General features: G+C 48.8%; 24 protein-coding genes and 1 pseudogene. 13 read left to right on the top strand and 12 right to left on the bottom strand.

The window, feature by feature from the left end; all coding sequences use genetic code 11:
• The first annotated feature begins 113 nt into the window (after positions 1-113).
• The 3 genes from IO95_RS08800 (at position 114) to IO95_RS08790 (ending at position 3,951) form a co-directional block, all read left to right on the top strand.
• On the top strand, positions 114-2,030 hold the full coding sequence (locus IO95_RS08800; protein WP_037384843.1) for a PTS mannitol transporter subunit IICBA: 1,917 nt from the start codon (positions 114-116) through the stop codon (positions 2,028-2,030).
• A 65-nt stretch (positions 2,031-2,095) separates the two neighbouring features.
• Entirely contained in the window at positions 2,096-3,250 is a 1,155-nt protein-coding gene (locus IO95_RS08795) for a mannitol-1-phosphate 5-dehydrogenase (RefSeq protein WP_023491295.1), read from the top strand.
• Positions 3,251-3,393: 143 nt separating this feature from the next.
• Positions 3,394-3,951, top strand: a complete 558-nt coding sequence (locus IO95_RS08790) for an MltR family transcriptional regulator (RefSeq protein WP_023491294.1) — start codon at positions 3,394-3,396, stop codon at positions 3,949-3,951.
• Position 3,952: 1 nt separating this feature from the next.
• Here IO95_RS08790 and dinD read toward each other — a convergent pair.
• Positions 3,953-4,048: pseudogene (gene dinD, locus IO95_RS26045) on the bottom strand (DNA damage-inducible protein D); the annotation flags it as partial.
• 281 nt (positions 4,049-4,329) lie between these two features.
• The gene (locus IO95_RS08785) at positions 4,330-6,363 is read right to left on the bottom strand and encodes an RNA-binding domain-containing protein (protein WP_051791157.1); all 2,034 of its coding nucleotides are present in this window, start codon (positions 6,361-6,363) and stop codon (positions 4,330-4,332) included.
• A gap of 304 nt (positions 6,364-6,667) precedes the next feature.
• Between IO95_RS08785 and IO95_RS25120 the strand changes: the two genes are divergently transcribed.
• Positions 6,668-6,931, top strand: a complete 264-nt coding sequence (locus IO95_RS25120; RefSeq protein WP_152554916.1) for a hypothetical protein — start codon at positions 6,668-6,670, stop codon at positions 6,929-6,931.
• 249 nt (positions 6,932-7,180) lie between these two features.
• Here IO95_RS25120 and IO95_RS08775 read toward each other — a convergent pair whose 3' ends face one another.
• Entirely contained in the window at positions 7,181-8,044 is an 864-nt protein-coding gene (locus IO95_RS08775) for a YicC/YloC family endoribonuclease (RefSeq protein ID WP_023490025.1), read from the bottom strand.
• Positions 8,045-8,174: 130 nt separating this feature from the next.
• Between IO95_RS08775 and rph the strand changes: the two genes are divergently transcribed.
• Both rph and pyrE read left to right on the top strand, forming a co-directional pair.
• Positions 8,175-8,891 carry a ribonuclease PH gene (gene rph / locus IO95_RS08770; RefSeq protein WP_023490026.1) on the top strand — a complete coding sequence of 239 codons (717 nt, stop codon included), beginning with the start codon at positions 8,175-8,177 and terminating at the stop codon, positions 8,889-8,891.
• An 88-nt stretch (positions 8,892-8,979) separates the two neighbouring features.
• Entirely contained in the window at positions 8,980-9,621 is a 642-nt protein-coding gene (gene pyrE, locus IO95_RS08765) for an orotate phosphoribosyltransferase (RefSeq protein ID WP_023490027.1), read from the top strand.
• 65 nt (positions 9,622-9,686) lie between these two features.
• On the opposite strand, the gene slmA is transcribed toward pyrE, so the two are convergent.
• The 3 genes from slmA to coaBC form a co-directional block, all read right to left on the bottom strand.
• Positions 9,687-10,283 (bottom strand): nucleoid occlusion factor SlmA, encoded by a 597-nt coding sequence (slmA, locus tag IO95_RS08760; RefSeq protein ID WP_023490028.1) that lies wholly within the window; start codon positions 10,281-10,283, stop codon positions 9,687-9,689.
• Positions 10,284-10,502: 219 nt separating this feature from the next.
• On the bottom strand, positions 10,503-10,961 hold the full coding sequence (dut, locus tag IO95_RS08755) for a dUTP diphosphatase (protein ID WP_023490029.1): 459 nt from the start codon (positions 10,959-10,961) through the stop codon (positions 10,503-10,505).
• On the bottom strand, positions 10,939-12,156 hold the full coding sequence (coaBC, locus tag IO95_RS08750) for a bifunctional phosphopantothenoylcysteine decarboxylase/phosphopantothenate--cysteine ligase CoaBC (RefSeq protein WP_023490030.1): 1,218 nt from the start codon (positions 12,154-12,156) through the stop codon (positions 10,939-10,941). Before coaBC ends, dut begins: the two co-directional genes overlap by 23 nt.
• 196 nt (positions 12,157-12,352) lie before the next feature.
• Here coaBC and radC point away from each other — a divergent pair, with 196 nt between their 5' ends.
• The 4 genes from radC (at position 12,353) to mutM (ending at position 14,636) form a co-directional block, all read left to right on the top strand.
• A complete protein-coding gene (gene radC, locus IO95_RS08745; protein ID WP_200874164.1) occupies positions 12,353-13,021 on the top strand; it encodes a DNA repair protein RadC in 669 nt (222 codons plus the stop codon).
• A 262-nt stretch (positions 13,022-13,283) separates the two neighbouring features.
• Entirely contained in the window at positions 13,284-13,520 is a 237-nt protein-coding gene (rpmB, locus tag IO95_RS08740; RefSeq protein ID WP_004931195.1) for a 50S ribosomal protein L28, read from the top strand.
• Positions 13,521-13,531: 11 nt separating this feature from the next.
• Positions 13,532-13,699, top strand: a complete 168-nt coding sequence (gene rpmG / locus IO95_RS08735; RefSeq protein ID WP_002208990.1) for a 50S ribosomal protein L33 — start codon at positions 13,532-13,534, stop codon at positions 13,697-13,699.
• A 127-nt stretch (positions 13,700-13,826) separates the two neighbouring features.
• Positions 13,827-14,636, top strand: a complete 810-nt coding sequence (gene mutM / locus IO95_RS08730; RefSeq protein WP_023490032.1) for a bifunctional DNA-formamidopyrimidine glycosylase/DNA-(apurinic or apyrimidinic site) lyase — start codon at positions 13,827-13,829, stop codon at positions 14,634-14,636.
• On the opposite strand, the gene coaD is transcribed toward mutM, so the two are convergent.
• The 3 genes from coaD to waaA all read right to left on the bottom strand — a co-directional run bounded on the left by coaD (position 14,637) and on the right by waaA (position 17,233).
• A complete protein-coding gene (gene coaD / locus IO95_RS08725; RefSeq protein ID WP_023490033.1) occupies positions 14,637-15,122 on the bottom strand; it encodes a pantetheine-phosphate adenylyltransferase in 486 nt (161 codons plus the stop codon).
• 62 nt (positions 15,123-15,184) lie between these two features.
• A complete protein-coding gene (locus IO95_RS08720) occupies positions 15,185-15,955 on the bottom strand; it encodes a glycosyltransferase family 2 protein (protein WP_023490034.1) in 771 nt (256 codons plus the stop codon).
• On the bottom strand, positions 15,956-17,233 hold the full coding sequence (waaA, locus tag IO95_RS08715) for a lipid IV(A) 3-deoxy-D-manno-octulosonic acid transferase (protein WP_023490035.1): 1,278 nt from the start codon (positions 17,231-17,233) through the stop codon (positions 15,956-15,958). It lies immediately after the preceding gene.
• Between the two features lie 123 nt (positions 17,234-17,356).
• Between waaA and IO95_RS08710 the strand changes: the two genes are divergently transcribed.
• Positions 17,357-18,373 (top strand): glycosyltransferase family 9 protein, encoded by a 1,017-nt coding sequence (locus IO95_RS08710; protein WP_037384833.1) that lies wholly within the window; start codon positions 17,357-17,359, stop codon positions 18,371-18,373.
• A gap of 33 nt (positions 18,374-18,406) precedes the next feature.
• Here the strand turns inward: IO95_RS08710 and IO95_RS08705 are convergent, their stop codons facing one another.
• The 3 genes from IO95_RS08705 to rfaQ are packed head-to-tail and all read right to left on the bottom strand — an operon-like array spanning position 18,407 to position 21,713.
• Positions 18,407-19,504 carry a glycosyltransferase gene (locus tag IO95_RS08705; protein WP_023492583.1) on the bottom strand — a complete coding sequence of 366 codons (1,098 nt, stop codon included), beginning with the start codon at positions 19,502-19,504 and terminating at the stop codon, positions 18,407-18,409.
• 2 nt (positions 19,505-19,506) lie between these two features.
• Complete coding sequence (locus IO95_RS08700; RefSeq protein ID WP_023492584.1) at positions 19,507-20,634, bottom strand: glycosyltransferase family 4 protein; 1,128 nt, start codon at positions 20,632-20,634, stop codon at positions 19,507-19,509.
• Positions 20,631-21,713, bottom strand: coding sequence for a putative lipopolysaccharide heptosyltransferase III (gene rfaQ, locus IO95_RS08695; RefSeq protein ID WP_023492585.1), 1,083 nt, complete (start codon positions 21,711-21,713; stop codon positions 20,631-20,633). Before rfaQ ends, IO95_RS08700 begins: the two co-directional genes overlap by 4 nt.
• A gap of 214 nt (positions 21,714-21,927) precedes the next feature.
• Between rfaQ and IO95_RS08690 the strand changes: the two genes are divergently transcribed.
• Both IO95_RS08690 and IO95_RS08685 read left to right on the top strand, forming a co-directional pair.
• On the top strand, positions 21,928-22,884 hold the full coding sequence (locus tag IO95_RS08690) for a polysaccharide deacetylase family protein (RefSeq protein WP_037384831.1): 957 nt from the start codon (positions 21,928-21,930) through the stop codon (positions 22,882-22,884).
• Position 22,885: 1 nt separating this feature from the next.
• Positions 22,886-23,983 carry a glycosyltransferase family 9 protein gene (locus IO95_RS08685; protein WP_037384828.1) on the top strand — a complete coding sequence of 366 codons (1,098 nt, stop codon included), beginning with the start codon at positions 22,886-22,888 and terminating at the stop codon, positions 23,981-23,983.
• Positions 23,984-23,986: the final 3 nt, after the last annotated feature.

Raw genomic sequence — 23,986 nt, 5'->3', positions numbered from 1 at the left:
GTAGTCAGAGGAGCGTGGTAGAGTCCATTTCGCAAACAGCAGCAACACGGCTGGATATGACAACAATGAATGCGCGCTCTTATTGTCAGCGCGTAGCAATAGGGGGGTGTTTTATGTTTTCACCAGATATCAAGGTTAAAGTGCAAAACTTTGGCCGTTTCCTAAGCAATATGGTTATGCCCAACATCGGCGCATTTATCGCCTGGGGTATTATCACCGCATTATTTATCCCTACCGGTTGGGTGCCAAATGAGACATTGGCCAAGCTGGTTGGGCCAATGATCACCTATCTGTTGCCACTGTTGATCGGTTATACCGGCGGTAAATTGGTGGGTGGCGATCGTGGTGGTGTGGTTGGTGCAATTACCACCATGGGTGTCGTGGTGGGTGCTGATATCCCGATGTTCCTCGGTGCCATGATCGCGGGTCCGCTGGGTGGTTGGGCGATTAAGCATTTTGACCGCTGGGTAGATGGCAAGATCAAAAGTGGTTTTGAGATGTTGGTGAACAACTTCTCCGCCGGTATCATCGGTATGCTGCTGGCACTTATCTCCTTTATGGGGATTGGGCCATTGGTCGAAGCGCTCTCCAAAATTCTGGCGGCGGGTGTACATGTCATGGTGGTTAATAACCTGCTGCCATTGACCTCGATCTTTGTTGAACCAGCAAAAATTCTGTTCCTGAACAACGCCATCAACCACGGTATCTTCTCGCCGCTGGGTATTCAGCAAGCCTCAGAGGCTGGCAAGTCTATCTTCTTCCTGATTGAAGCCAACCCGGGCCCAGGTATGGGAGTCTTGATGGCTTATATGTTCTTTGGCCGTGGTAGTGCCAAACAGTCTGCTGGTGGTGCCGCTATCATCCACTTCCTGGGTGGTATCCATGAAATTTACTTCCCTTATGTACTGATGAATCCACGCCTGCTGCTGGCGGTGATTCTGGGTGGTATGACAGGCGTATTCACGCTGACGGTGTTGAATGGGGGTCTGGTATCGCCGGCTTCCCCAGGGTCGATTCTGGCCGTATTGGCAATGACGCCAAAAGGGGCCTATTTCGCCAATTTGGCTGCCATCTTCGCTGCTTTCCTGGTCTCCTTCCTGGTTTCTTCTTTCCTGCTGAAAACGTCGAAAGTTAAAGAGGAAGAGGGTCTGGAACAAGCCACCCGTCGTATGCAGGAGATGAAGGCGCAATCCAAAGGAGCTAAAGCGCCTAATGGAGCGGTAGATGGTGATCTGAGTACCGTGCGTAAAATTATTGTGGCTTGTGATGCGGGTATGGGTTCCAGTGCGATGGGGGCGGGTGTTCTGCGTAAGAAAGTGACAGATGCAGGACTGAAAAATATCTCTGTTACCAATTGCGCGATCAACAGTTTGCCGGAAGATGTCGATCTGGTGATTACCCACCGTGATTTGACGGAACGTGCCATGCGTCATGCACCACAAGCACAGCATATTTCATTAACCAATTTCCTGGACAGTCAGTTATACAGTGATTTGACCGCACGCCTGCTAGCCGCTCACAAAACCAGCGAAACAGAACAGAAAGTGATTTCAACGTTGGATGACAGCTTTGAAGCTAGCGAAAAGAACCTGTTTAAATTGAGTGAAAATAATGTGTTCCTCGGTCTACAGGCTAGCGACAAACAGCAGGCAATTCGCTTTGCTGGTGAGCAATTGGTGAAGGGCGGCTATGTGGAACCTGAATACGTAGAGGCGATGCTGGAGCGTGAAAAGCTCACTTCTACCTACTTGGGAGAGTCGATTGCCGTACCACATGGCACCATCGAAGCGAAAGATCGCGTACTGCGTACTGGCGTGGTGTTCTGTCAATATCCGCAAGGCGTGCGTTTTGGTGACGGTGAGGATGAGGTTGCCCGTCTGGTGATTGGTATTGCAGCCCGTAATAATGAGCATATTCAGGTGATTACTTGTCTAACCAATGCATTGGATGATGAAACGGTTATTGAGCGGTTAGCTAATACGGCAAGCGTCCAAGAAGTTTTGGAACTACTTGGTAGTAAGAAGAGCTAATATCACAGCACTGTTTTAAAGGGTGCACCGGGTGTGCACCCTTCGATATTAACAAAGGTAGAACTATGAAAGCATTACACTTCGGCGCGGGTAATATCGGCCGTGGGTTCATCGGCAAGTTACTGGCTGATGCTCATGCCGAACTGACTTTTGCTGACGTTAACCAGACGTTGTTGGATGAACTGAACCAACGTAAAAGCTACCAGGTACACGTGGTAGGTGATGAATCACGTATTGAACAAGTGAATAATGTCAGTGCGGTTAACAGCGGCAGTGAGCAGGCGGTGGATTTGATTGCTGAGGCGGATATTGTGACAACAGCAGTTGGCCCACAGGTCTTGGCTAAAATCGCCGGGACTATTGCCAAGGGGTTGATTAAACGCCATCAACAAGGAAACACCCAGCCACTCAATATCATTGCTTGTGAAAATATGGTGCGCGGCACCAGCCAGCTCAAGCACTCTGTTTTCGACGTATTGCCGCAGGATGAGCAGGCTTGGGTTGAGCAGCATGTCGGGTTTGTGGATTCTGCCGTAGACCGTATCGTGCCACCCGCGGAAGCCAACAGCAGCGATCCGCTGGAAGTTACCGTGGAAACGTTCAGCGAATGGATTGTGGATCAGACTCAGTTCAAGGGGCCCCCGCCTGCTATTGCGGGTATGGAGTTGACTGACAACCTGATGGCGTTCGTTGAACGCAAGTTGTTCACTCTTAATACTGGCCATGCAATCACGGCTTATCTGGGGCAGCGCGCCAACTTACTGACGATTCGTGATGCTATTCTCGACCCACAAGTTCGTCAGGTGGTACGAGGGGCGATGGAAGAGAGTGGTGCGGTGTTGATCAAGCGTTATGGCTTTGATGCGGATAAACATGCCGCTTATATCAACAAAATCCTCTCTCGCTTTGAAAACCCCTATCTGCATGATGATGTTGAGCGTGTTGGGCGCCAGCCACTGCGTAAACTCAGTGCAGGCGACCGCTTGATTAAGCCATTGTTGGGAACATTGGAATACGATTTGCCACATGGCAACCTGATAAAAGGGATTGCGGCCGCCATGAGTTACCGCAGTGAACAAGACCCGCAGGCCAAAGAGTTGGTAGAATTGCTGGAAAAACTGGGGCCAAAAGCGGCACTGATACAAATTTCTGGCTTACCGGCTGACAGCAAGGTGGTGGAAGAGGCGGTGGCTGCGTATAACACCATGCAGTCGCAGTAAATTCCATGGCGCAATAAATCGGTGTCAATAAACACTCCCTTACTTCACGGATAACGGTTAGGATGCAGGGCAAATTTTTTTGCCCTGGCCTATATTGATTTCCGCTAAGAAAGGGCACCCCTAATGCTGTTCGAAAAGTGACGATGATTGACACAAAGGCATTTGAAAACAAAGTATTGGAAAAACTGAATGCTGGCAAAACGGTACGTAGCTTTCTGATCGCAGCGGTCGAGTTGTTAGCCGAAGCACTGAACGTATTAGTGGTGCAGGTATTTCGTAAAGACGATTATGCGGTGAAGTATGCCGTCGAACCCCTATTGTCTGGTGCTGGCCCGCTTGGTGAACTCTCAGTTCGCCTTAAACTGATGTATGGCCTGGGGGTTATTTCACGGCATGAATATGAAGATGCCGAGTTGCTGATGGCAATGCGCGAAGAGTTGAATCATGATGGCACTGAATATCGCTTTATTGATGATGAAATCCTGGGGCCCTTTGGTGAACTGCACTGTGTGAGTGAACTCCCCCCAGTACCCACCTTTTTACAGCCGAGTGAAGCGGATGAGTCGTTGATTGCCATGCAACACCAGCGCTATCAACAGATGGTACGTTCCACCATGGTGTTATCGCTTACCGAACTACTGGCTGGCATTGGTGCTAAACAACCGTCCAGGCTCTCGCCACTGGGTGAGCAAAAATCGTAGTAGCATACCGAGATAGATGAATATCATCTAATTCGCGTTGAGCCCCAGAACCAAGAGTGACCTTTTAGGTGGCTTCAACGAAATGATCCGATACATTCCGGTTTTGCTTCGTGGCTGCCATCAGGTAAATGCGCACTCATCCGACAATCTCATGTAAACGTTGCGTTTTATTGCTGCCTTATACTGCTCCATAACAAGCAAAAATCCCGCTGTTATGCGGGAATTCTGGATTTATGCGGCTTGTTGATGCTTCCTGAATGGTTACTCGATATTGGATTTATACATTGAGTGTCGGCTTAAAATCCTTTTGATTACTGGATTTCTTATAATGCGCTTTTCTATTGTGTACACCCTTGTGTACACGGTAAAAAGGAATGCTCACCTTTTCGGGCTGTTTTTTGTACACATGCTGGTATTCACCACTTCACAAGCTATGTAGCCCTGCCGTTTATGTCTTCTTGCATGAGGAAAGGCTAAACGAATTTTTCCCATCCTTACTAAAGGAACTAGTTGTTTCTCTCGCAAGTTTTGTGGGGTGCGGGACATCAGTTTAGAAATAATACTAAGCGGCATGTAATGGCCTGCGCAAAGCGCAAGGATAATTTCATCCATAACTTCATTTGAGAGTCTTTTTTTCTCTCTTGCTAATGCTGATGCTGCTTCTAGTTGCTGCCTTAGCGACAAAGAAAGGTGATCGAGGTTGTCGATATAAGGATAAGGAAGTTTGTCTGTAACAAAACGGCCCAGATCGTCTCGTTCTTGCTCGTTATCCGTTATTATCTCGTCGTTATCCGTGATCAAGTAGCTGCTATCCGTGATCAAAGAGGTATTATCCGTGATGATTTGGCCGTGTAGGGAATCGGGTGTGCTTGTTGATAACGGATTAACACCAAAAACATCTTCAGGAGAGGGGAGCTCTTGCCCTGGTAATGTGTATGATTTGTTTCTTTTTTCACCGTGTGGAATCAAAAAACCGCCAGTTACGAGGCGAGGAAGCGTAAGAGTAACTTCACGAGAATGCAAGCTGGTGAGTTGGCAAGCCCGTTCATGATCTATCCATTTTTCTACCGCTGCTGTAATTACGATACTGCGTTCAAGCTCGCTTAGGTGATCAACTTTGTCTCCGAATTTGGAATGCAGAAGAGCCGCTGTTTCTTCCGAGACAAGGTTACCAATAGAGAGTTCAAGCAGTGTTTGTTCCGGTTCTGTTTTTTCATACAACCGGGGGAGACGCCAGTTGGCCAACTTCCAACCACTAAATATTTTGGGAATCCCTGAGCCTGAGCGCTCCCCAGCACCGATAATCAAAAACATCTGGTGCATAAGACGATTACGGCAATCGCTCTCGTAACCTTTTATCGCTTGTTCAAGAGGTACACGCATGAGCCCAGGATTGCGAAAGCCGAATAAATCAGGTCTTTTTACGACCATGATTGAAATCCGGCCTGTATAGTCCGCATGTACCAAGGTGTTTACCAGCGCTTCACGCAGAGCGGTATGTATTTGTGTATCGTCTTGCCTGATACCTTCTTTTAGTTCAAAAGGCACTTTCAAGTCGGCTATTAGTTTTCGGTATGTACGCCTGTAGAAATCGAATACGTTACCCGACCACGTTCCATCAGGGCAGAGTCTATCAACCCACCTTCTCTCTGTTCTCGCTTCTGGTCGTTCTTGGTAATCTACGAAATAGTTTGGAGCTACGTCTTGTATGGCCTCCCATGTTCCAAACATGAGGATGCCTGCCAAAGTCATACCTTCAGTACCTGTTTGGCGATCTTTTCTATATCCGCCGATGCTGCGTAAGAATGCAAAATTGTCTAGCTCTAACGCGGGATGGACTGGATTAGAGGCTGAAAGAAGGTTTCGATAGGCCAGAAGACTCTCTAGGTTTATATCGTTCATATCGAAGTTCTGGACAATGCGGTTATCACGGCTTTCTTCAACTTGTTCAGCCATCATCCTGCGAACTTGTTCTTCAGAACAACGATGGTCACCTTCATGCATTCTGAACCATGTTTCTGTTATTGGTTGATTGTTTAAATAGACTGGTTTTTGCTCACGTCTTGCAATCGGTACCTCAATGACAAGTATCTCTTTGCCGTCTAATTTGACAGTTTGAACAAGCTGATCAGTAAGAAGATTAACGTTTACCTTTTTCTTGCTGCCTGCAAGGTCAAAGAGCTGCTTTTTGACGGTATTAACATCCGGAATACCCGCAACAGTGAACTCACCTTTCTTTTCACGAATACCTAAAACAACATATCCACCGCGACAATTTGCCATGGCGCTATAAGTTGGCCAGAAGTCATCCGGCAACTTGCCTCTACCATCTTTCCCTTGAGCCAATTTAAACTCCAGCTCTGAGGATTCAGATAGTGCACGCAGATCTGTCAGATCAGATATCCGGAACACTGTACCTCCATGTGAGTATTGTGGGTATAAATTGGTCGTATCTTACCCTAGTTTAAGTGATAAGAAAGTCCAGGAAGGATCATTAAAACGCCAAATTAAAAATATAACTGTATGTTTGAACAGTTTTTTAAGTGGGTAGCCTTGTGTGGTAAGAAGGCGAGTGATCTACAATCCGTTATGACGTTAAGCCTATCCGTGATCAATTGTTCCTTATCCGTTATGAGATTGGTGGAGTTCATTAGAGTAGGAAACTCTTGACGGAGAAGCTGTATGCACCGTTATCTGATAACCGTTAACTCCGCCGGTGGATCATCAATCCCAGCGCCAACAGACAAAGCCGATTACCTGCATCGGGTACGGGTTGGGCTTGTCCGACTCCACCAGCACTGTGGCGGCGGCCATAACTCGGCCCATTCGTGTCTTTATGCGCCTGGGTGTGTTGGCGATTGTGCCGGTAATCGTTGCCGTGTGCTGCGCAGCCTTTTCACGCCGATTCTTTCGCATCGATACCACCTCTCAGAGTTTTTTGTTATCGACTCGCCGTGGCCATGGTCATTTTACAGAATAAAACTCCGATATGGGGCAAGATCCATACCGTCACGAATTGCCTGGTAAATTGATACATCTTGCCAAGGCTGGTTCAAGTCATCAGGCCAAACTCATTTTAAGGCGATCTCGACCAATTTTTGAGGGGCAAAGCGAGGTACATGGCAATAGTGTGCTTTCTTGCTTCTTTATGCTAGCTCATGATAACAAAAAAGCCCGCTGTTATGCGGGCATTCTGGATTTATGCGGCTTGTTGATGCTTCCTGAATGATTACTCGATATTCTGGATTTGCTCACGCATTTGCTCAATCAATACCTTTAGTTCAATGGCTGAGGCTGTGACCTCCGCATTGATTGATTTTGAGGCCAAGGTATTCGCTTCACGATTGAATTCTTGCATCATAAAGTCGAGACGGCGGCCCACCGCTTCTTTTTTCTTCAGGATATTGAACGTCTCTTTGACGTGCGCTTCCAGACGGTCCAGCTCTTCTGCAACGTCAATGCGTTGTGCCATTAGCACCAGTTCTTGCTCAAGACGTGTGTTTTCTAATTGCACTTGCGCTTCTTCCAGCTTACTGACCAGCCGTTCACGTTGCCATTGCAGGATATTGGGCATCTGGGTGCGTACTTTTGCCACTTCAGTGTTTACGCCCTCCAGCCGCTGTTCGATCATGCCTTTCAGTGCACTACCTTCGCTTTCGCGTGCCGTAATAAAATCGTCGAGCGTATTTTCCAGTAACTGCATCAGCTCTTCACTGATGACATCCAGATCCTGTTCTTCTGCGGACATGACACCAGGCCAACGCAATACATCGATGGGGTCTATCTCCCCTTCATCGCTTTGCATTTTCACCCAGTTGGCGGCTTCAACCAGTTGTTTTGCCAGCTTTTCGTTCAGGATCATCGAGCTCTGTGCACTTGGGTCGAGTTCGAAACGTAGGTTACATTCCACTTTGCCACGAGTCAGGCGGCCACGGATACGATCGCGGATCACCGGCTCAAGGCTACGGAATTGTTCCGGCAAGCGGATATAGGTTTCAAGGTAGCGCTGGTTAACAGAGCGTAGCTCCCAGGCTGCACTACCCCATTCGCCCTTGATTTCACGCCGGGCATAGGCGGTCATACTGCGGATCATTGTTGCTTACCCTGTAATAGCTAAAGATGCGTTGATTATAGCGTTGCACCTGAGGGCAGGATAGGCATAACGTCACGAAGCTCGTATAATACGCCTCAAATTGTTGATAAGAAGCCGGAGAAAACAGCCCATGCGTCCTGCAGGCAGAGCACCACAACAAATTCGCCCCCTGACAATGACCCGTCACTACACCAAACACGCTGAAGGTTCAGTGCTGGTCGAGTTTGGCGATACCAAAGTTTTGTGCACCGCCACCGTCGAAGAGGGCGTTCCACGCTTCCTGAAAGGTCAGGGGCAAGGGTGGGTGACCGCTGAATACGGTATGTTACCGCGTTCTACCCATAGCCGTAATGCGCGCGAAGCAGCGAAAGGAAAACAAGGTGGGCGCACGTTGGAAATTCAGCGCCTGATTGCACGTTCACTACGGGCTGCTGTCGATCTGAAAAAACTCGGTGAATTCACCATTACTTTGGACTGCGACGTATTGCAAGCCGATGGTGGCACCCGTACCGCTTCAATTTCAGGTGCCTGTGTGGCCCTGGCCGATGCGCTGAATGCGTTGGTTGCTGCAGGGAAATTGAAAACCAACCCGATGAAAGGCTTGGTGGCGGCAGTTTCGGTGGGCATCGTTAATGGTGAAGCGTTATGCGACCTGGAATATGTTGAAGATTCTGCAGCAGAAACCGACATGAATGTGGTGATGATGGAAGATGGCCGCATGATCGAGGTGCAGGGGACCGCTGAAGGTGAGCCGTTCAACCATGATGAGTTGCTGGCCTTGCTGGCATTGGCCCGTGGGGGTATCGAAACCATCTTTCAAGCGCAGAAAGCGGCGTTGGCAGAATAATTTTTCAAAGGCGACGAAGTCGCCTTTTTTACAACTTAAATTTGCAACCACAGCATAAACATTACAGTTCAGACGAGGAAAGTGAGTCATGAAAGCCTATCAGCGCCAGTTTATTGAATTCGCGCTTAGCAAACAGGTACTGAAATTCGGTGAGTTCACCTTGAAATCGGGACGTACCAGCCCTTATTTTTTTAATGCTGGCCTGTTTAATACCGGGCGCGATCTGGCGTTATTAGGGCGTTTCTATGCTGAAGCCTTGGTGGATTCTGGTATTGATTTTGATCTGCTGTTTGGCCCAGCCTATAAGGGCATTCCCATTGCTACGACCACCGCGGTCGCACTGGCGGAACATCATGACCGAGATATGCCTTATTGCTTTAACCGTAAAGAGGCCAAGGATCATGGCGAAGGTGGCACTTTGGTGGGGAGTCCACTGCAAGGGCGGGTGATGCTGGTGGATGATGTGATCACCGCAGGGACGGCGATTCGTGAGTCAATGGAGATTATCCAGGCTCATCATGCCACTTTGGCTGGGGTGCTGATCTCCCTTGATCGCCAAGAGCGCGGCCGTGCTGATGTTTCGGCAATTCAGGAAGTAGAGCGCGATTATCACTGTAAAGTGATCTCAATTATTACGCTCAAGGAGCTGATTGCTTATCTGGAAGAGAAACCGGAGATGGCTGAACATTTGGCAGCGGTGCGGGCGTATCGCGAACAGTACGGAGTATAAAGAGTGATGCCGGGTTAACCCCGGCACCTCATTCATCACTATTTAAGTAGCGCTACTTCAAAAGATTATTGCAACTGTGCTGCCAGGAGTGGCCAGCGGGCATCGAAATCCTGTGTTGGACTGTAGCGGAATTCAGACCGGATATAGCGTGAAAATAGCCCTTCGCAAAATGCCAATAATTGGCTGGCCAGCAACGTTTCATCAACGTTAAAGCCTTTCCCTTCACGCAGTTTACGTTCCTTCAGCACCTGACGCAGCTGTGCTTCAATACGTTCAAACAACTGGTTGATCCTACCCTGCAGGCGATCTTGCTCAAACATCAGTGCATGCCCGGTGATGATACGTGTCAGGCCTGGATTGCGCTCAGCAAACCCAAGTAGGAGTAGCATAATTAGGCGCAGACGGTTGAGTGTCTCTTTTTCATCCTGCAGGATCAAATTGATGCGCGTTATCAGGGTGTCTTCAATAAACTCGATCAGGCTATCAAACATTCGTGTCTTGCTAGGGAAGTGCCGGTAAAGGGCTGCCTCAGAGACACCTACGTTCGCGGCAAGCTTGGCTGTGGTGATACGCTGGCTGCCATCGCTGGATTCCAGCATCTGGGCTAACGCCTGCAGTATGTCCTCGCGCCGATTCCTTTTGGTATTTTCTTTTTCTGCCATGTGTAATAAGACCCTTGCTAAAACAGCCGACACCCACCGTCTTTCAAACTGCTGTCGGGCAATTTGAATCAACCTGGATATAAGCCAAAAGTTTCTCCGACAATGATTCTGCGTGTGACCTGGTATTCGGTATTTTATTGTCGGGTAAACCTTGCCATAGAGATGTCTTCCTCTTTTGGGCAGCAAGGTTTTCAGTGATCATCTTAAGATAGAGCAACCCTATTGGCGTCCCGAATGGCCGAAACCACCGGCTCCACGCTCGCTACTATCAAACTCAGTCACCAGATTGAACTCCGCTTGTACAACTGGCACAAACACCATTTGTGCGATGCGTTCACCGGGTTCAATGGTGAAAGATTTCTGGCCACGGTTCCATACCGACACCATTAATTGGCCTTGGTAATCGGAATCGATCAAGCCAACCAGATTGCCGAGTACCACCCCATGCTTATGGCCCAGACCCGAGCGCGGCAGGATCACTGCGGCAAGACCGGTATCGGCAATATGAATCGCCAGACCGGTGGGGAGTAAAGTGGTTTCGCCGGGTGCCAACTCGACAGCACTGTCCAGACAGGCGCGCAGATCAAGACCAGCAGAGCCTGGGGTAGCATAGGTCGGTAATGGGAAATCTTGACCGATACGTGGGTCGAGGATCTTAACGTCGATTTTTTTCATCATAACGGCTGATTATCTCGTCTATTAAACGTTGGCCAAGGGATGCCTTGTCACTATGGGCGAGGCGTTTTTCTCCATCTTGCCAAAAAAGATGCAGTGCATTGGTATCACTATTAAAACCATGCTCTGCAAGCGATACATTGTTAGCGCAGATTAAATCCAGTTTTTTACGCGCCAGTTTTTGCCGGGCGTATTCTTCCACATTCTGGGTTTCTGCCGCAAACCCGACGACAAAAGGTCGATTTTTGTTCATCAGGGCAACACCCGCAACGATGTCGGGATTTTTTACCATTTTAAGGGTGATGGTATCACCCTGTTTTTTGATTTTTTCATTGGCAACCTGCTCTGCCCGATAGTCAGCGACGGCGGCACAGGCAATAAAAATATCTTGTTGTTCGACCTGTTGCTTTACTGCTTGTTCCATTTCCAGTGCACTGATGACATCCACACGAGTTACGCCAGGGGGCGTTGGCAGGTTTACCGGCCCGGCCACTAACGTCACTTGTGCACCACGAGCAGCAGCAGCATGGGCGATGGCAAAGCCCATTTTGCCGGAGCTGTGGTTGCTGATAAAGCGCACTGGGTCCAGCGCCTCGCGAGTAGGACCCGCGGTAATCATAATTTTTAATTGTTTCAGATCTTGTGGCGCAGAAAAATAGCTCTCTGCCAGTTCAATGATCTGCAGAGGGTCCAACATGCGCCCAGGCCCAACGTCGCCACAAGCCTGGCTGCCACAATCTGGCCCCCATAATAGCAAACCACGGGCTTGCAAGGTTTGCAGATTCGCTTGGGTGGCGGTTGCGCGATACATTTGCTGGTTCATGGCCGGGGCTGCGGCGATGGGGGCATCGGTTGCCAAGCAGACGGTGGTTAACAAATCGTTAGCCATACCGGCGGTGATACGAGCCAGCAGATCAGCGGTGGCGGGAGCCAGGATCACCAAATCAGCCCATTTACCTAATTCGATATGTCCCATGGCAGCTTCCGCCGCAGGGTCGAGGAGATCGTCGGAAACCGGGTGGCCGGAAACCGCTTGCAGTGTCAGTGGGGTAATAAATGCTTTGGCGGCGGTGGTCATTACCACCCGTACCTCTGCCCCCCTGTCGCGCAGTCGCCGTACCAACTCTGGGCATTTGTAAGCAGCGATACCGCCACTGATACCCAGCACAATATGTTTACCGGAAAGTCCCGTCATCATGATTGTCCGATTGAAAATCTAAAGATGCAGCATATTAGCATAACCACTGCCAGGGAGCGCGATTCTGCTGTGTATGCAGCCAGTTGCATGGTGGTTTTCGCTATGCATCGCAATGTTATCAAGCACCTGTCGCAGTCCAAAATCCCTCGAGGCATACTCTGTGGCTTGCAGGGAGGAGGCGATGAGTAGTCAAGATATGTCTATATGGCCAGGGGCTCTGGCGCCCAGAGAGAAACTGATGCGTGATGGTGCGGCGGCGCTGTCTGACATCGAGTTGTTGGCAATTTTTTTACGAACAGGTTCACCAGGCGTGCATGTTTCACAACGTGCTGAACAGTTATTGGCACATTTTGGCTCGCTGTATCACCTTATTTCGGCTGATTACCAACAATTTTGCAGCCAGAAAGGGTTAGGGATAGCGACGTATACACAGCTACAGGCGATTTCTGAATTGGCTTTCCGGTTATTTTCTGGCCCCCATCTGTTGGAGAATGCTCTACTCAATCCGAAAATTACCCAGCATTATTTGCATAGTTTGCTGGCTCATCACGAACGGGAGGTTTTTTTAGTGCTTTTTTTGGATAATCAACACCGGGTGATTCGCCATCAGGAGATGTTTGCTGGTACCATTAATAGTGTCGTCGTGCACCCAAGAGAAATTGTGCGTGAAGCGTTGAAGGCTAATGCAGCGGCCATCATTTTGGCGCATAATCACCCATCGGGTAAGGCGGAACCTAGCCACGCTGACCGTTCAATAACCGAGCAAGTGGTCAATGCCTGCCGATTATTGGAGATCCGAGTGCTCGATCATGTGGTGATTGGCCGGGGAGAATGCGTCTCTTTTGCTGAGCGTGGATGGCTTTAAGTCACTTTTTCGCGATCCTTGTGGGATCTTTATTTGTTCGGGACTTGAGCACTTACGCTTCAGAGCGTATACTACGCCACCTTTGAGAATCTTGGGTTTGGCGTTAAGAGCCTATCTCAGCAGGTTTCTGACCTGATGTGTGGTTTCTGACCTGATGACGAGAGTCTCCTCAGTATGAAGTTTGCTGAGATGGGCTCTAAAAGCCTGACGAGGCGGCCATACCCCTTTGAGCTCGAGCTGATTTGATTTTTGGAGAATAGACATGTCCCGAGTCTGCCAAGTTACTGGCAAGCGCCCGGTGAGCGGTAACAACCGTTCCCACGCAATGAACGCGACTAAACGCCGTTTTCTGCCTAACCTGCACTCACACCGTTTTTGGGTTGAGGCTGAGAAGCGCTTTGTCACTCTGCGTGTATCTGCTAAAGGTATGCGTGTTATTGATAAGAAGGGTATTGAGACGGTTTTGGCCGATCTACGTGCCCGTGGTGAGAAGTATTAAGGAACTGAATCATGGCTAAAGGTGTTCGCGAGAAGATCAAGCTGGTTTCTTCTGCTGGTACTGGTCACTTCTATACCACTACGAAGAACAAGCGTACTAAGCCGGAAAAATTGGAACTGAAGAAATTCGATCCAGTTGTCCGTCAACACGTGCTCTACAAAGAAGCTAAAATTAAATAATTTTAGTGGATTATAATAAAAACCCGGTCTAGGCCGGGTTTTTTTCGTTGTATCACTCAGTAAGCCAAGTTGTTGTCGCCGATATCCCTTGTAGCTTGGAGTAACAAAAGCAGAGAAGGAGCCTGGTATGCCTGAATTACCTGAAGTCGAAACCAGCCGCCGTGGCATTGAGCCTTATCTTGTTGGTCACCACATTCAGTATGCGGTGGTACGTAATTCTCGCCTGCGTTGGCCGGTTTCAGAACAGATCCTGTCATTGAGTGATCGGTTGGTACGTAGTGTGCAACGCCGTGCTAAATACTTGCTGATTGAGTTAGATGATGGCTGGATTATTGTTCACTTAGGCATGTCTGGCAGTTTGCGCATGCTGACAGAGGAGACTGAAGCCGGTAAGCATGATCATGTTGATCTGGTGATGAGCAATGGCATGATCCTGCGTTATACCGATCCGCGCCGTTTTGGTGCCTGGCTGTGGTGTGCAGATCTTGCGCAGAGCTCGGTGTTAGCTCATCTTGGCCCGGAGCCGTTGAGCGAAACTTTCAATGGTACTTATCTCTACCAGAAATCCCGCGACAAACGCACATTGATTAAGCCTTGGTTGATGGATAACAAACTGGTGGTTGGGGTGGGTAATATCTATGCCAGTGAATCACTGTTCAGTGCGGGGATCTTGCCGGGTCGTCAAGCAGGGTCATTAAGCCAAGCAGAGGCAGAGTTGTTGGCAGCAACCATCAAGGCGGTTTTACTACAATCCATTAAACAAGGCGGCACGACATTGCGTGATTTTCTGCAATCAGATGGCAAACCTGGGTATTTTGCGCAACAACTGCAGGTTTACGGCCGAGCAGGAGAGCCCTGCCGCGTCTGTGGTACCTTGATTGATAGCACAAAACACGGGCAGCGCAGCACCTTTTTCTGCCGCAACTGCCAGCATTGATTACTGTTTGGCGAGTTTTTCCATTAATGCCTTGGCAACGACATCAGGCAGAAAGGCGGTGATATCACCGCCATGGCGAGCGACTTCTTTCACCAGTGTTGAAGAGATGAATGACCACTGTTCCGATGGCATCAAAAAGACGCTTTCAAGCTGTGGCATCAGGTGGCGATTCATATTTGCCAACTGTAATTCATATTCAAAATCAGACACGGCGCGCAGGCCACGTACCAGAATATTGGCATTCTGATGGGCGGCAAAGTGTGCCATCAGCTCACTGAAACCCTGTACTTCAACATTATCCAGATGCGCGGTTACCTGTGTAGCCAAGGCTACGCGCTCTTCCAGCGTAAACAGAGGTTTTTTGCTCGAGCTGGCGGCAATAGCCAAGATGATGTGATCAAACATCTTTGAGGCGCGCGTGACTAAATCCAGATGACCATTGGTCATGGGATCGAAAGTGCCAGGATAGATTGCTTTGCTGCTCATCACTCATATTCTCTGAATAGACCTAACGACCTTCAAGAAGCAGCATGGCTGTATCTTGAGGGTTATTGGGTAACGTTACGTCCCAATGCCCACAGTGCGGCATATTTATTGAAAGTATATTGCGCGTTGACCATGGCTAACAGCAAGCCTTGTTTACCGTCAAGAAAACCAGCCCGTAGCAACCAGGTTTTGCAGAAGGCTCCCAAGGTGTGGGTAAGGATCGACAAGTAACCACAGCGTTTACCTGCCTGATGGCGCTGGGCAGCCCACTGTTCGGCGTAATGCAGTTGTTTGCGCTGAAAAGCAAAAAAGTCGCGGCAGGTCAGGTGTAGCAAATCACCTTTTAATGGCACAATTTTGGCGCCCGCCGTATTGAGTGACTCGTGAACTAAATCATCGTTGTAACGATAATGGGCGTTGGCATACAACCGATTGACCCGATCTGGGTACCAACCACTATGGCGCATAAAGCGGCCAAGGAACAGGTTGCGGCGCCCAAGGCTGTAGACCACGTTGTCTTCTGCAGTTACCAGCGCTTGTTCAATCGATTGGCGTAGTTCTGGCGTGACACGCTCATCGGCGTCGATCATCAGAATGTAATCATGGGTGGCGTAGCTTTGCGCTTTTTGGCGTTGCTTGCCAAAACCTTGCCACTCGGTATGCATAAATACTTTAGCACCGAGGCTTTCCGCCAAGGCGACAGAACCGTCTGTACTGCCGGAATCGAGAACGATGATTTCATCAGCCCAAGAGACCGATTGCAGACACTCAGGCAACAGCTCGGCTTCGTTTTTAGCGATCATCACAACCGAAAGACGTTTACGGTCGCTCATTTAGTGACTCCGTGGCGGCAGATAGGGTTGCAGCAATTGTAGCAGATGCTGCAGTGCTCCCTGATTCTGATACAACACCTCAACGGCATGACGGCCATAGTAATGGCGGTAATCTTCATCAGTCAGTAATGTCGCTACTTCTTTTACCAGAGCATCGACATCATTGACCGTGATAAGTCCCCCCGCTTCGGTGAGCTTGGCACAGATATCTTTGAAGTTGAAGGTATGCGGCCCCATCAGGACCGGAATGGCATGCGCAGCAGCCTCCAAGGGATTATGCCCCCCACGTTCCACCAGGCTGCCACCAACAAAAGCCAAATCGGCAATGCCATACAGCAGCATCAACTCCCCCATGGTATCGCCAATCACCACCTGCGTACTACCGGAGGGGATCTCACCACTGCTACGAGTGATATAGCTAAAACCCGCTTTTTGTGCCAGTGCCTTAGCGGTAGGGAAGCGTTCTGGATGGCGTGGTACCAAAATCAGTAATAAGTTCGGGTAGGTGATCAATAACCTGCGGTGAGCCTCGAGCAACAAGGTTTCTTCACCCTCATGCGTGCTGGTGGCGATCCACACCGGACGGCGTGGTGCCCATTGGCGGCGTAGCGTAATGGCCCGCGCGGCAAGTTCTGGTGTCACCGAGATATCGAACTTAAGGCTACCGGTGATAGCCAGTTGAGAGCGTTTTAAGCCAAGGGCAAGAAAGCGCTCACCATCCTCATGATTTTGAGCGGCAATCAAGGTAATATGCTGCAGGATATCTTGAATAAATCCGCCAATTTTTTTATAGCCTGCTGCGGAGCGTGCAGAAAGGCGAGCATTGGCGATGACCAACGGGATTTGGCGTTGATACAGCCCATTGATTAGGTTTGGCCAAAGTTCGGTCTCCATGATGATCACCAGCTTAGGCTCAACCTGCTTGAGAAAACGGCGTATGGAACCCGGCAAGTCATAAGGGAGATAGACGTGGTGAACATCTTTACCAAAGGCGGATTGCACACGCTCAGAGCCGGTTGGTGTCATGGTGGTGACGGTAATCGGCAGGTAGGGATAACGGTGACGCAGCGCTCGAACTAACGGGATTGCGGCCAGGGTTTCGCCAACGGAAACTGAATGCAACATAATACCGCCCGGCACCACTTTTCCGGCGCAGAAACCGTAGCGTTCAGCCCAGCGTTTACGATAGGCAGGCGCTTTGCGGCTACGCCATAGCAAACGGAGCCAGATCAGAGGTTGGATAAGGTAGAGTAGTACCTGATATACACGAAGCAGCATGCTATCAATTTCATTTATATGCGTTATTCTGAATAGTATCATATCCAGCACGGAAAGGTGCTAGTTTGGTGGTTTGAAGAGCGCTGGCGACGACTGACACAAGATTTGGCTGATAGGTTTGGAATGAAGAATATTTTAATTATACGCCGTGACAATATTGGTGATTTGGTTTGTACCACTCCATTGATTGAAGGAGTGAAAATTGCCTACCCTGATGCAAAACTGTATCTGTTGATCAATAAAGTCAGCCAAGACGTGGTGAAGCATAACCCCCACCTTGAAAAGGTATTCGTGTATAAAAAGGCGAAACATAAAGCCAAGAATGAGACAACACTGGGTGTCTATTTTCAACGGTTAATGATGCTCTGGCAGTTAAGAAAAATAAAATTTGATGCAGTGATCCTCGCTAATCCAGAGCCTTGCAAGTATAGCTTACGCATGGCAAAAATGATTGGGGCTAAAAAGATTATCGGTGCTGATTTAGGCACCAGCGACATTCATCATCCTTTTAAATCAGCTAATTTTCATGGTAAACATCAGGTAGAACGTACCTTTAGCTATTTGTCGGCAATAACGGATAAGGTTATTCCGATTCCACCTGTGCGTGTCTATCTAACCGATGAAGAGCGTCATATCGCCAGGCAACGTTTAAAGGCATTGTTACCTGCCAGCAGTGGGCATCTCTATGCTGTGCATTTCAGTAACCGCAGAGTAAAGAGTAGTTGGCCACTGGAGCGCTATGCTGAGATTATTCGTCACTTAACGACGGATCATCATGCCTCGGTACTGATTTTTTGGTCACCGCCGGGTACGTTGGCTCCAGATGATATTGGTGATGATAAACGCGCTGAACAGTTGTTGATGCAGTGTCAAAATCCGCGAGTGGCGCTGTATCCCACCGCCTCGGTACGTGAGTTGCTAGCCGCATTTGATTTGTGCGATCTGGTGTTGTGCAGTGATGGTGGTCAAATGCACTTGGCTGCGGCATTGAATAAAAAGCAGGTGGTATTTTTTGGTGAGACCAAACCGGAAGAATGGCATCCTTGGTCGGATGATTATCAGATAATACAGGCTACGAGTGGTAACTGTGCTGATATTCCGGTTGAAGAGGTTTGGCAAAAAATGCAACAGTTAAAATAGTTTTAAGCAAAGGCAGGCCAACCCTGCCTATGTTTATTTTTTTAATGCAATATATTGTTCACAAATAGGTTTTAGACCATAACTTAATAATTGTTGATGATTAATTTCGGGAGGGTTGGCATAAATGTTTGCCATCTTTTCCGCTAGAGATTTTTCATTTAATTCGGCCAGTGCATTGCTCATACCTGCTTTTTCCAGGATTTCCTGCGGCCCACCGGGACAACGCGTGCTAACCACTGGAGTCGCACACAGCAATGCCTCAACCAGTACGTTGCCGAAACCTTCATTGTCTGAACTAAGCACCAACATGCGCGCGTGTTTGATAAATGGGAAGGGGTTGGCCTGAAAACCAAGAAATTGTACTTGTTCATGGATCCCCAACTCTTGCGCTAACTGTTTTGTCTCTTCGACTATTTTTTCTTCTCCGCCACCCAGTAATACCAAAGGGGCTTTAATACCGGAGAGCGCATAGGCTTTCAGCAAGCGGTCATGGCGCTTGTGTGGATGGAAACGGCCTACATGTATCAGATAATCTTTGCCTGCTAACATGCAGGGCTCGGCGGCTTCTTGTTCTATTGCTTTGATATCGAAAGGATTGTTGATTATTTCCAATCGATTGGGCTCAATTCTTAAATTTTGATGCAGGTCATGGCCTACCGCCTGTGAGACGGCAACAATATTTTTGTGCTGATAGATACTTGCTATCTTGCGGCGCTTTAACCAGCGATCCAGCCCAGCTCGGTGGCCCAGATAGGAAGTGGAAAGAATACCGTGTATGCAGAACCAGAGACGTTGCTGATCAATCACTTTACTACGGCTGACAATACGATCCGTCTTATGCAGGTTAGAGAACACCAGGTCATAACGGCCCTTTTGCTGTTCATTGGTACTAATTGTTCGGTCCAGCATGGCAGCACGACGTGACAGCTCAGTCAATTTGCGCCAGGGTGTCCTGCAGGTGTCGGGAATCACTTGATAATTAATCCCAGCAGGGATGGGATAGTTACAGATATCACGCAGTGAAATCAGGCTGATGTCATGCCCTGCTTGCTGCATGCCTTGGCATAACGTCAGTACTACCTTTTCTGCCCCGCCACCAGGCAGACCGTCGATAATCATCAGAATACGCATAGTTAATCCAGCAGTCGGTTATAGAGTGCAATAAGTTGTTCTGAGAGTTGTGTCGGTGTTGCCGACATAATACGCTGCCTTGCCGTTTCTCCCATGGCGGACCCCAACGCTTGCCGAGGTAATGCATCAATTGCTTCGGTCAGCGCGCGAATATCCAGTGCATCGCTGACAAATCCATTTGCACCTGGGGTGATAAACTCGGCTCCACCGCAGGTGGTACTGGTGATCACCGGTAATCCACATGACATCGCTTCCAGGATTACATTGGGGAAGGGGTCGTATAAGGTTGGCAGCAGCAGAGCATCTGCAGCTTGGTAGAACGGCAGGGTTTGTTGCTGCACGCCCATAAAGCGCACTCGGTGGCCACAACCCAGTGACTGCGCCAGTGCTCGGTAACGTTGCTCGGCTTTGTCTTTACCCACGACCAATAGATAACTCTCTGTTGCGGCTACCGCACGGATGGCTGCTGCCAGACCTTTACGTTCAAAACCGGAACCGACAAAGACCAGGCAGTGTGCTTGTTGGGGAAGTTGAAATTGCGCGCGCAGTTGTTGCCGTTGCTGTTCACCCGCAGGTAAAAATTTCTGGTTATCAATAGCGTTGTAGATCACGCTGATTTTATCCGCAGGGACGCTAAAGTCGTCGATAATTTCTTGCTTGATCATTTCGGCATTACAAATCACCGCTTTTAACTCAGGTGCGGCATACATGGCGCGTTCAGCGCACATGACATAACGATGGTAACGGTTAGAGAATAACCATTTGCGCCGCCATTCCGGCAGCAGGCGTGCTCGCTGCAACAGCCAGCGGCGGTGTACACCATCACCCGCACGATAAATATCGCAGCCAGGGATGCGCTCATGACTTTGTACCAGATCGAAATGCTCTTTTTGCCACAAGGCTCTAGCGGCCTGCGCAAAACCACGCTCGCGGCTGATACGGCCAAATTTCATCGGATTGCACAGATGGATATGCCATTGCGGATTGGCATCACCTTGCCATTCTCGGGTGATAACGTTCAGATCCAGATCCTGTTGCTCGAGAGCCTCCAGTGCCCGGGAAACAAAACGTTCTGCCCCGCCATCTGGGCGGTATTTTTGGCGAACAATCGCCAAACGAAATGCTTTCATGCCAGGGTGCTCCGCGCGGCTGCAATCACCACGTCTGTAGGAATAATGTTGAGGTAACGCTCATCAGTGCGGGTATTAACCGCATCAGGGTCTGGCAGTTCGCCATAGTTCCCCGCCCAAATTACCTGGCCGATGACTTGCCAAGGGCGCCAGAATGTCAATTTTGATGGCCCGAAAAGCGCCACGCAAGGCGTCTGTAATGCTGCTGCCATATGCATAGGGACAGAGTCGACACCCATAAACAGTTTGGCGTGATCAATCAGTGCAGCCAACTGCCGCAGCGTCAGTTGCCCTGCCAGGGAAACGATACCTGGCTGTGGGCACAGCTCCAGTATTTGCTTGACCATCTGCTGCTCTTTGGTATCGGGCCCGGAGGTTATCACTAATTGGTGTCCATCAGCCTGTAGTGCGCTGATGGTAGCGGCCATTTTTTCTTCACTCCAACATTTAAAGAACCAGCGTGACGTGGGTTGTACCACAATATAGCTATCCTTGATGCCATGCTGGCGTAAAAGTTGTTGGCTGGCTTGCCAGTCTTGCGCGCTGTAACTCATGGTGACTTGCTGGCTGAGATTCGGTAAACCGAGCGGTTGCAGCAATGAAAGGTTCTGCTCAACAGTGTGCAGATGCTGATGTTCAGCCACCGAGACCAATCGACTATGGCAATGGCGCCACAGAAAACCTCGGCGTTTGGGAAAATCGAACCCCAGGCGGATGCGCGCCCCCGTTAAACGTGAAAGTAGCGCGCTGCGCCACTGATCGGCAAGATTGATCACCAGATCGTATCGTTGGGCTCGGAGCTGACGGATCAAACGCCACTCATGGCTGAGATGAGCTTTGAGGCCCTGCTTTTTCCATTGGCGATCGATAACAAATATCTGTGATAGTGCCGGGTTGCTGGCCAGCATATCTTGCGTTTCTTGATATAGTAATATGTCTATCTGGGCTTGGGGGTAGTTCTGTCGCAAAGTATTGATGACTGGGGTAGTCAGCAGCATATCGCCGTGATGGCGCAGTTTAATGATCAGAATATGCTGTATTGGCGTGGCAGAAGCCGAGGCTAACGCGTCGTTCATCATAAGTCGCTTTCAGTGAAACCAAAGTGTGATTCTAAATGACCTAATCGTATGTTGCTACTATTGCCAAGTTTTCTTACCGATAACGAAAATCTCCCCTGACGATCAAAGCCTCGGACAGTCTGATGACAAAGTTGTTTGCCCTGAAGAAATCAGCTGCGTAACATGTATGCCTTATGAGTATCAGCCCGCTGCTTGCACAACAACAGGTATCTTTATGAGCGTACCAGCGTTTCTTATTACCATTGATACTGAAGGCGATAACCTTTGGCAAAATCATGATCGTATTTTGACCGAGAACAGCCGTTTTTTGCCGCGATTTCAAGCGCTGTGTGAAAAATATGGGTTCAAGCCAGTTTATCTAACCAATTATGAGATGGCAGTGGATGCGCACTATATCGAATTTGCCCGTGATGTGATTGCCCGCGGCACCGCCGAAGTGGGTATGCATCTGCATGCCTGGAACAGCCCCCCACTTGAGCCACTGACTGACAATGACTGGCGCCATAAGCCTTATCTGATTGAATATCCCGCTAATCAGATCCGTGCCAAAGTCGATCATATGACTAAGTTGCTGGAAGATACCTTTCAAACCAAGATGCGCAGCCACCGTGCCGGGCGCTGGGCGTTTAATGAGTTTTATGCGTCACTTTTGCTGGAATATGGCTATCAGGTAGATTGTTCGGTCACTCCACGGGTTAACTGGCAGTATTCACCGGGCAATCCCCAAGGTAACGGCGGAACTGATTATCGCCATTTTCCCTCTCAGGCTTATTTTATTGACCCAGCCAATATTGCCAAACCCGGTAACTCGATGTTGCTGGAAGTTCCTATGAGTATTCAGTATAAACACTCTGCGTTGATGAATTTGCTCAAGCAAGGTTATGATCGTTTTCGCGGTAAAAAACGCTCACCATCAGTAGATTGGCTGCGGCCATCCGGTCATAATCTGGCAAAAATGAAGCGAGTGGCGGAAAATTCGCTGGCACAAGGGCATGATTATGTTGAGTTTATGCTTCACTCTTCCGAGTTTATGCCCGGTGGTAGCCCGACCTTTAAAAACGAGCAGGATATTGAAGCCTTGTATCGGGATTTAGAACAGTTATTTGATTGGCTACAGCAACGCACGGTGGGTATGACGTTGGCTGAATATTATCAGGTTAAAGTGAATTAACATGTCGAAAAAGTGGAAAATCAAGGCTGCTGATTGGTTCTTGCGACGTTATACCGCGAAGTATGGTCGTTTCCAGGATAAAGCGACCTTTGACAGCAAAATGCAGTTCGAGAATATCGTTATTTATTCCACGACAGCTTTAGGGGATTTCATGTTCAATACCCCGGTGTTGAGAGCGATGCGTGAACGTTATCCTGCCGCACATATCACACTGGTAGTACATGAAAAAAATAGCGAGTTAGTAGAAAATGGTCGCTATTATGATCGGGTGATTTACTGGAACAGTAAAATAAAGACCATCGGCCCTCTGTTGAAATCATTGCGGCAACATCAGCCGGACCTGGCTCTGATCCTGCATTCACACCTACCTTATGACGTTATCAGTGCCATTATGGCCGGTGCAAAATATGTCATCAGAGATAACTATAGTTCAGGGATATGTGGGTTGGAACCTTGGTTGACCAACTATGTATTTCATTATTATGGGCACTTTATCCGCCGAAAACTGGAGTTGATTTCCATTTTAGGGTGTCGTTGTGACGATCCGACTATGGAAATTCCTGTCCCCTATAAGCCAGGCATTAGAAACATCGAATTTTGCTCAATTGGATTTCAACTTGGGGCTTCTACAGAGTCTCGTTGTTGGCCGGTTGGTCACTTTGCCAAGTTGGCGGATATGTTGGCTGTCCAATATCAAAATGTGCGCTTTGTGTTGATTGGTGCAGGGCAAAAAGATGAAAAGAAAGCACAAGAGTTCCTGCAGCTTATTCATCCTGATACTCGGACTTGTGTTGATAATAAGATAGGTAAGACTGGGCTACAGGGAACGTTGACATTAATTGATAGCCTCGATCTACTGGTATCTGGGGACACGGGGCCTTTGCATTTGGCGATTGCATTGAAAACCAAGACGATAAGTTTATTTGTGACGGCTGATCCTCGGTCTACCGGACCAATTCAGGATGTAGAGTTGCACCGAATTATTCATCTTTCTCGAACGGGTTATACCATGCCATTGGAGGTTGATGGACCGGTGGGGGTTATTCAGCCACAGCGTGTTTATGATGAGATTGTGGCTCATATGTCTTTGAACTCTTGATAA

It is taken from the genome of Serratia sp. DD3 (genome assembly GCF_000496755.2).
The sequence above is the reverse complement of the archived record's forward strand: the minus strand, read 5'-3'. Positions and strand labels throughout refer to the sequence as shown.